This is a genomic window from Microcystis sp. M53598_WE2, assembly GCF_030067735.1.
GTDB lineage: Bacteria > Cyanobacteriota > Cyanobacteriia > Cyanobacteriales > Microcystaceae > Microcystis > Microcystis aeruginosa.
This window is the reverse complement of sequence record NZ_JASJFE010000686.1, coordinates 1-8,350: the sequence shown is the minus strand read 5'-3', so window position 1 is coordinate 8,350 and position 8,350 is coordinate 1. Positions and strand designations below refer to the sequence as shown.

Below are 8,350 nucleotides of genomic sequence, written 5' to 3'. Positions count from 1 at the left end.
TTTCAACCCAAATTTTCGATCAAGGTGAAGTATAATCTGACTGAGAATCGTCTCCTGTCTCTCCTATCCCCAAACCGAAAACATTATACCTCACCATTAAGATAACTGCTCTAAAAAAATAGCAAACTAAGAAAATTTCTCCTTTGCTACTTTTGCCGTGAACAACTATGTTAAAAAAAGTCAATTATCTGCGATCGCTATCCTGTTTCCTCGCTATAATCCTCTGGAGTAGTCCTCTCGGGATTAACTCTAGCCTCGCTGTCAATGATAATTGTCAACTCTCCGAATCGGAAATCAAACAACAAGAAAATCTGCGTCAAACTTCCCCCCAAGAATATGACATTTTATTGCAGAAATATGCTGAACAATTGCGCTTTTGTCGTTCCCGACACTGGTTACAGGAACAAGCGATCTGGTTACGTCTTTACTCCTGTGATACCCGTCCAGGATCGATAGAAAGTATCCTCGATCGCATCGTGGCCAAAGGTTATAATATAGTTTATCTGGAAGTTTTTGCCGATGGTCAAGTCCTATTACCTCCTAACAATAATCTCACGGTTTGGGATAGCGTGATTAAAAATCCCGGTGCTGGAAATGTGGATTTATTAGCACAGGCGATTGAACAGGGACATAAACGCGGTTTAAAGGTGTATGCTTGGTTATTTAGCCTCAATTTTGGCTATGCTTATAGCTTAAAACCCGAGCGACAGGAGGTGTTAGCACGCAATGGTAAAGGACAGGATAGCACCTCTTTTGTCGATGATCGATCCCAAACTTTTGTCGATCCCTACAGTAATCAAGCGCGACAGGATTATTTAATTCTCCTAGAAGCCATTTTACAACGTCGTCCCGATGGAGTTTTATTTGATTATATTCGCTATCCGAGAGGAACAGGAGTCGATTCCGTTGCCGATAATGTCCAAGATTTATGGATTTTTAGTCCCGCATCCCGACAAGCTTTAATTAATCGAGGATTGAATAATAAGGGCAAATTTTTAATCGATCGCTATCTGACTCGCGGCCAAATTTCCCCCCATGATATCGTCGAAGCCGATCGCCTTTATCCCCAAGAAACCGCCCCTCTTTGGCAGGGTAGAATCCCCTTAGAAGAGGAGATGAAACAATCAGTTCAAAGTCGTTTTGATCGCCTCAAATTAGAACTTTGGTTCCTAGCGGTTGCCCATGCTGCCCAGGGTGTCATTGATTATATTAGTTATTTTTCCGCCCTAGTGGAACGTCAGGGAATTCCCGCCGGGGCAGTGTTTTTTCCTGATGGAAATCGTCTTGTGGGTAATCAAGGTTTTGATTCCCGTTTACAAGCTTGGGATAGTTTTCCCGCTTCCCTAGAATGGCATCCCATGTCCTACGCTAATTGTAATGATAGTACCTGTGTGGTTAATCAGATCAAAAGAGTAGTGGCAAGCAGGGGAAATCAAACTGCTGTTATCCCGGCTTTAGCGGGTTTATGGGGACAACCCTATAACAATCGTCCCTCCTTAGAAGTGCAAATGGAAGCGATTCGCCTAGCTTTTCCCAGCATAGATAGTATCAGTCATTTTGCTTTTTCTTGGCAAGAACCACAATTCGATCGAGCCAGAAGATTTTGTCATAAGTAACCCCATTTACACCTCCACTTTCACTTCCTCTGTCTCTGTTTTTTCCTGTGTTGGGGGAACTATCAAAGGCGGCAGTTCTGGTTCGGCGGTGTTGAGAGTCGGCGTAATATCGACGTAGTTAATCACCGCCCCTAAAATTTTCACTTCCGCTTCTGTTAACTGGTCAGTTGCTTCACTCAAGAGACTAGAACGAGTTATGCCCTGGCGCGTTACCAGAATAATCCCGTCCGCTAGTTCTTCTAAGAGAAGAGCATCATTACAGCTAGACAGAGAAGGAGTATCGACAATCACCAGATCGAAACGGCCGCGAGAATCTTTGAGAATTAATTGTAATTCGCTCGATTCAATGATAGCTGCCGCTTGTTTTTGCGGACCGGGACTAGGCAAAATGGAAAGGTTTTCAATATTTGGGGCCAGCCGGATCGATTTACTTTTTGCCCCGTAGTAAAGTAGGGGTTCTCGGAAAGAATTGGGATCGGGAGTGACTCCGATTTCTTCGGCCTTAGAAAGACTTCTCAGATCTCCTTCGACTAACAGAGTCCGTCGGCCCGCTAAAGCTGCAGCGATCGCCAGATTATAGGCAGTGGCGGTTTTCCCCTCTCCGCCAGTAATGCTGGTGACAACAACCACTTTCACCGTTTCGCCGCCGCCCACAAGTCGCAGGGTACTGCGTAAACGTTCGTAGTAGGGGAGATAATTGGCATTAGCATCGGCGAGAATCGGCTCGATTTCCTCGCCCTCTAAATTCCGGACAATGGGCAATTGTCCCAAGAGTAGTATATCCCGACTAACCAAAGCTTCCCGCAATTCTTGGGGACTGTGCAGGCGATCATCGATCACTGCTAACAGGAGAATCGTACCCAATCCGGCTAAAGTTCCCAAACCAGCACCCACCAAGAGAATCAAGGTACGATTCTTGCGGTTAAACACCTGTTCGATCGGTTGAGCAACCGGCGGTTGGGCGACGGTGAGACTACCCACGGTTTCCGCTTCTGCGGCCTGAGCATCCACCAGAGCATTGAGAATATTCTCGTAGATACCCCGTTGAAAGGCGACAGCTTGGGTTAAACGAGCTTGCTGTAGCTGTTTATCGGGGAATTTCTCGTATTGGGAGCGTAATTGCTGTTCCTGAGTCACCAAGGACTCTAATTGTTTCATTAAACCCTCGCGCTGGGTTTGCAGGGTGACTAATTGAGCCGCTAGTTGTTGACGGGTGGCATCGAGATTACTTTGCTGACGGATGCGACTGCTGGGAAGAGCGGTAAGAACGCCATCTTTTCCAATCACCTCGGCGGCTCTTTTTTGTAAGAGAGATTCGTTAACTTGCTGTTGTTTGCGTAATTTAACGACGGTGGGATGTTCGGGACGTAAATCCTTCTGTAGTCCCTCCAATTGGGCTTCCGTGTCCAATATCTGCGCTCGGATACTGGCAATAATCGGGTCGGCACTAAGGGCTGAGGAGGTGTAAGCTTGATCGGGGGTTAAATCGAGTTGTTCACTCAGACTATTAATCTGTCCTTGAATGCCTTGCAGTTCTAGGCGAATTTCTCGCTGTTGCTGTTGACTACTGGTGATAGCGGTGAATAAACTCCCGTCTTGAATCGCCAATAAATCTGAACCCTGGGTACTAATGTAGCGATAAAACTTTTCTTCGGCTCTGGTTAAATCTTTTTGGACTTCGTTCAGTCGGACACTGAGAGCTTCTATGCGGGCGCGTAACTGGGAAGTATTCAGCCAGCGACTGTATTCCACCATTTCCTTCATCAAGGTTTCGAGAATTAACTCCGCCTTGGCCTGGGAGTCGGCCGTTAACTCTAAAAGTACCTCTTGGGGTTGGTCGCTATTATTTTTTTGTCCTTCCGCTTCACCGGGGAAGGTGATTTTCAAATCTCGATCGCGAATTTTAACGATCTGTTCCTGATTAAATTGCAGTTTTTGGGCGGCACTGACCAATACCCGGGGAGACAGCAGTAAATCGCGGTCAATAGCCCGCCCTTGTTCTTGCAGTTGGCTTCCTGTACTGGTAAAAGCTGGCGGCGGCACCCGGTAGGCCAATTGTCCCACCGCCCGATAAAAGGTGGGGGGTTTCTCAGGATCGGGTAGGAGAGCAAAGATCACAGAACCACCTAAACAGACGAGGAAGACGAATATTCCCACAAATTTGTTCTGATCTAGCGAGATGAGAAATCGTTTAACAATTGGTAGAGCCATAGCTTTTTAATGTATTCCCAGATTCTTTACATTTTAGCGGTCAAGAGTGATTCTCGCCCTTGAAATCCTAGCTTATGAAGTTGTGTTAAGGAGTGAAGGGAGCAAGTTGCCCCTCAATTATTGGAAGTTATTGAATTGATTGCCAAAGTCGAGAATTGTATTGGTAAAACTGGAAATATCCCGGATGGGTTGGGTAATAATATTAAAAGCGGCGAAAATCTCCCCTAACAGGGTGCGGGTGACGATAATTACGTCCTGATCTTCTAAGGGGACATTTTGGGAGATATCTCCCCTAACTGCCGCTATCGGACTCAAAGTTTGACTAACAATTCCCCCTTTGGCACTATCAAAACGGAGCAGGGACACTTCATTGACATTAATCCGCAGGCGATCGGAAACCGGTAAACTAGCCACTACATCAAGGAAGCTACTGCCATTAGGAATCGAAACATTTCTCAGGGAAATTCCTGAAGGAATTGAGGGAGCTAAAACCCTGACGGTGATATTCTGCTGGGCGAGGGTGGTTCTAGCCACCAGTGTGCGATTATATCCCGTCTCTTGGCCGACTTCTAACTTGGAAACAATCACGGCATCACCTCCTTGCAGACGCAGATCTGGCAAGCGTTCCCCTTTAATTAAGGGAGTATAAAGGTCAAGTTTCTCCTCTAACACTGTACCATCGACTAAAACCCGACGGACAAGGATCGAACGCAGATCGGCTCTGGGAGTGCCACCCCCCGCCGCCAAAATTACCTGTGCTAGGGAAGTATTAGGAGCAATACTATAAAACCCCGGCCGCTGTACCTCTCCCAGAATGGTTAACTGGACGGGCCGGGCAGTGGTTAAAACCGCAATCACTTCCGGTTCCTCCCGCAGGTATTTTCTCCCCAATTCGAGGCGGATCTTAGTTTGCACTTCGTCTAAAGTCAAGCCCAGCACCGGAATACGCCCTAAAATCGGCACCAGAAAATTCCCATCGGGATCCACTGGCCCTGTGGAATTAAATTCGGGAAAATCGGGAACCGAGACAGTAATTTGATCGCCGATATCGAGTCGATAGGTCTGAATTTGTCGGGATTGGGGATTATTGGGAGAGTAAACCGGAGGACTGTAGCCAGCGGGGGGAATCGTGTTTTCAGGAAAGGTGGGATTAGGGGGTTGGGGGGGCAAAAATTCCAACCCGGCTCCTGGTTGAGTCTGGGGTATGGACAAAGGACCCTGGGCCTTGAGTCTCTCGGAGTGAATTACCCATAATAACCCTGTCAGACTCAACCCTGATAAGGCTATGGCCCCGGTTCTGAATAAACTAACTGGCAAAAACTTGTTGAGCATTGGTGGAATCATACAGATATATCAATTTATTTTCTGAGAGTTATCTAGTGGGAGAGGAACAAAGAAGCTATTAAGGACTAGAAAAGTGCCTTGAGCTAGTTTTTTTTAAACAGATAGTTGGGAGCAGAAAAACTACTTTTCTTTTTTGGTCTCAGGCAGAGAAGTTAATTGACTTAAGACATTTTGTTCTAAGTTACTTTGAACTTCCTTGGCGAGATTGAGAGCAAAGGGGGTGAGAGTTTGCAGTTCTTTGGTCGGGTCTAAGGGAATCATCAAGGAAACGGCTATCCAGGGTACTCTCTGTCTTTTTAATTGCGCCCATTGGTCAAGCCAATACCAAACAGAGGGATCGTAATGACCACCACCTAGCCAAGCATACCATTGCACCACGGCAAAGGTGTTTTTTGTCCAGGCACGATAGAATCGAGCCGTGGCCTTTCCTCCCGACTGGGTGGGGATTAATAGCTCGGTTGTTTCCCCCTGATTCCAACGACTAATCGAAGTGATATCCGACCATTCTAATCCCGGTTGATTTTTATAGTAAACCTGTGGCTTTAAAAGCACGGTGATCCTCTTGCCTTCAGGAGTTTCCACCACTTGTACCGACCATTTTCCCTCACCGATTTCACCTTGGATCTGGTCGATGGTTTTCAGGTCAGAGAACTTGATTCCCGATTCTTGTAGGGCCAGCATTTTCTGCATATTACTGATTCTCGGTTGATCCACCCAAGACCACTGGCCAGAAATTAAATTGGGCAAGATACCCCCTAAAATCAATAGCAGCAGCAGGCACAACAGCAGTAAATAATTACCCGGGAGCTTTTTTTTGACTTTATCTAACACTAAAGTTACCTCGGCTGGAATTTTTTGACTAATCATCCTGGTTACCTTCCTCTTGAGCCGGGGACTGTTTCTTGACCGCCTCGCGATACTGCATGATTTGGAAGACCAAAAGGATCAGTAATAACATAAAGACCGAGTACAAATCACCCCCCCAGCTATCGTGGAGTAATTTAAAGTTTGCCTCTTGTCCTGTGCCGTGAAACCAAGCTAAAAGCGCGTTACGAACGATATTAGCCCCGACACTAATTCCAAAGGCACTGAGGAGCATAAAGCGGGTTTTACGACCGTTTTCGATGGTATCAGTCCAATGGAGCAGCAGGAGGGTGACGTAAAGACTGGTGAATAACATTTTCAGCCCCGCACAGTAGGGAGCGACTTCCACCATCCTACCTTCTACCGCTACATAGATACCGTCAACGGAGACATCTAAGCCTGCTTGCTGGAGAATAAAACCAGCGCAAGCGGCAATAAAAACCTGTAGGGGTAGGGTATAGGGAGCAATCAGGTAGGGGATGGGATTAGGAGTCGCTAAGGCTGTTAAAAGTATGGGAAATCCCTGTAATTTAAAACCTTCCGTTCCTTTTAACCAGAGACAGATTCCCGCTAACATAATCGGGAAAGACATACTAACCCAAAGAGAGGAACCGAGGAGATAAAAAATCGCTCCTAGGGTTAACAAAAAGGCTCCGAGGGGATGGGAGCGATCTTCGAGGCGTTGCCATTTTTTGCGATTCTGCCAGACAATATAGGCGGCGTAGGGAAGGCCAATCAAGCCGTGGCTAAAGTATTCGTGTTCGATGCCGATCGATTTATTCAGCCAACCATCGTACCAGTGAAAGATCACCGGACCATAGATAACCGCCAAGAAACCGATCATCAGCCAAGATTGCCGATTTTTGTGGGAGACGGGGGATAGGGAAGGACTAATACCCATAGGACGGAGCGATTTAGTGACAAATTCTGAATTTATGTTACCCGATGATCGCAGTAATCTGTTCAACAACCATTTCAATTTGCTCCTCGCTGATGCCGGGGTACATGGGGAGAGAGACAATTTCTTCACAGAGAATCTCTGCATGAGGAAAGTCTCCCTGTTGATAACCCAGGTAGCGATAGGCCGGTTGCAGATGACAGGGAATCGGATAATGAATGCCGGTTTGAATACCGACGGCAGTTAATTGTTCTTGTAGTTGTTGGCGTTCAACGGGACAATGGGGGAGAATGCGAATAACGTAGAGATGATAGACATGACCGGTCTCGGTTTCGTCTCGTATGGGTAAAATGCCCTTATCGGTTAAAGGAGCCAAAAGCCGGTCGTATTGTCTTGCCGCTCGATGACGGGAGCGATTCCAGCTTTCCAGATGGGGTAATTTAATGTTTAAAATGGCGGCTTGTATGCTATCTAAACGGCTATTAGTGCCGATATCGGTGTGGAAATACTTGCTCGGTGCGCCATAATTTCTTAAACTGCGGGCTTTTTGGCTAATTTCAGGATCATTGCTCACTAACATTCCGCCATTGCCAAAAGCACCCAAATTTTTACTGGGATAAAAACTAAACCCCGCCGCCACACCGACACTGCCGGCGCGATAACCTTCTCTACTGGCTAAATGGGCCTGGGCAGCATCTTCAAAGATAATCAGATTATAGCTGCGGGCAAAATCCTGTAATTGTTGGGGTGATACCATCTGTCCGTACAGGTGTACGGGTAGAATGGCGCGGGTTTTGGGGGTAATTTTTTGGGCGGCCGCCGCAAGGTCAATTAGGGCCGTATCGAGGTGACAATCAACTAAAACCGGTTTGGCTCCCGCTTGTATAACACCCATGAGGGTAGCGACAAAGGTATTAGCGGGGACTAGCACTTCATCCCCGGCACCGATGCCGTAAGCTTGTAAAGCCAGGGCAAGAGCAGCAGTGCCAGAAGCTACTCCCACAGCATACTCGACTCCGCAAGCTTGGGCGAAGGCGGTTTCAAATTCGGCTAAAGCTTGGCCTAAAACAAAATCTCCCCGGTCGATAACTGTTTGGATGGCCTCGGTAATTTTTGCTTGTAGGGGCTGATTTTGCCAAGTCAAATCGACAAAGGGAACTTTGATTAAAGTGGAGTTCATCTAGTGCTTATGTTATGAAGATATTATTAATTATCAAGAGACTAGCATGGATTTGAGCAAGTTGGCTAGATTAGTAGGCTCTCTTGTCCTTTATCTGATAGATAGATAGTCTTCACTGATCGAGTCTGTCTTTTTCTTTGTGTTCTTTGTGCCTCTGTGGTTTATCCTTTAGAACTGGTGATTATGAGTGATTTTACTGCTTTAACTGCGTTAATTTTGGCCGGTGGCCAAAGTTCT

At 46.5% G+C, this 8,350-nt stretch carries 6 protein-coding genes; 1 reads left to right on the top strand and 5 read right to left on the bottom strand.

Going from position 1 to position 8,350, the window contains the following annotated elements:
- The first annotated feature begins 167 nt into the window (after positions 1 to 167).
- Complete coding sequence (locus PX636_RS13975) at positions 168 to 1,616, top strand: family 10 glycosylhydrolase (protein ID WP_288117616.1); 1,449 nt, start codon at positions 168 to 170, stop codon at positions 1,614 to 1,616.
- A gap of 6 nt (positions 1,617 to 1,622) precedes the next feature.
- Here PX636_RS13975 and PX636_RS13970 read toward each other — a convergent pair whose 3' ends face one another.
- From PX636_RS13970 to PX636_RS13950, 5 genes are all read right to left on the bottom strand, one after another.
- Positions 1,623 to 3,827: a GumC family protein gene (locus PX636_RS13970; RefSeq protein WP_288117615.1), complete on the bottom strand. Its 2,205-nt coding sequence runs from the start codon at positions 3,825 to 3,827 to the stop codon at positions 1,623 to 1,625.
- A 117-nt stretch (positions 3,828 to 3,944) separates the two neighbouring features.
- A complete protein-coding gene (locus PX636_RS13965) occupies positions 3,945 to 5,159 on the bottom strand; it encodes a polysaccharide biosynthesis/export family protein (protein WP_012266521.1) in 1,215 nt (404 codons plus the stop codon).
- A 132-nt stretch (positions 5,160 to 5,291) separates the two neighbouring features.
- On the bottom strand, positions 5,292 to 6,038 hold the full coding sequence (locus PX636_RS13960) for a cyanoexosortase B system-associated protein (RefSeq protein WP_288117614.1): 747 nt from the start codon (positions 6,036 to 6,038) through the stop codon (positions 5,292 to 5,294).
- Entirely contained in the window at positions 6,031 to 6,936 is a 906-nt protein-coding gene (crtB, locus tag PX636_RS13955) for a cyanoexosortase B (protein ID WP_002796928.1), read from the bottom strand. The genes PX636_RS13960 and crtB overlap by 8 nt, the downstream gene beginning before the upstream one ends.
- A gap of 37 nt (positions 6,937 to 6,973) precedes the next feature.
- On the bottom strand, positions 6,974 to 8,113 hold the full coding sequence (locus PX636_RS13950) for a DegT/DnrJ/EryC1/StrS family aminotransferase (protein WP_288117613.1): 1,140 nt from the start codon (positions 8,111 to 8,113) through the stop codon (positions 6,974 to 6,976).
- Positions 8,114 to 8,350 lie beyond the last annotated feature (237 nt).

Excerpts from the sequence above, each read along its gene's own strand:
- PX636_RS13975 (WP_288117616.1), top strand. The coding sequence starts at position 168 with ATGTTAAAAAAAGTCAATTATCTGCGATCGCTATCCTGTTTCCTCGCT.
- PX636_RS13970 (WP_288117615.1), bottom strand. The coding sequence starts at position 3,827 with ATGGCTCTACCAATTGTTAAACGATTTCTCATCTCGCTAGATCAGAAC.
- PX636_RS13965 (WP_012266521.1), bottom strand. The coding sequence starts at position 5,159 with ATGCTCAACAAGTTTTTGCCAGTTAGTTTATTCAGAACCGGGGCCATA.
- PX636_RS13960 (WP_288117614.1), bottom strand. The coding sequence starts at position 6,038 with ATGATTAGTCAAAAAATTCCAGCCGAGGTAACTTTAGTGTTAGATAAA.
- crtB (WP_002796928.1), bottom strand. The coding sequence starts at position 6,936 with ATGGGTATTAGTCCTTCCCTATCCCCCGTCTCCCACAAAAATCGGCAA.
- PX636_RS13950 (WP_288117613.1), bottom strand. The coding sequence starts at position 8,113 with ATGAACTCCACTTTAATCAAAGTTCCCTTTGTCGATTTGACTTGGCAA.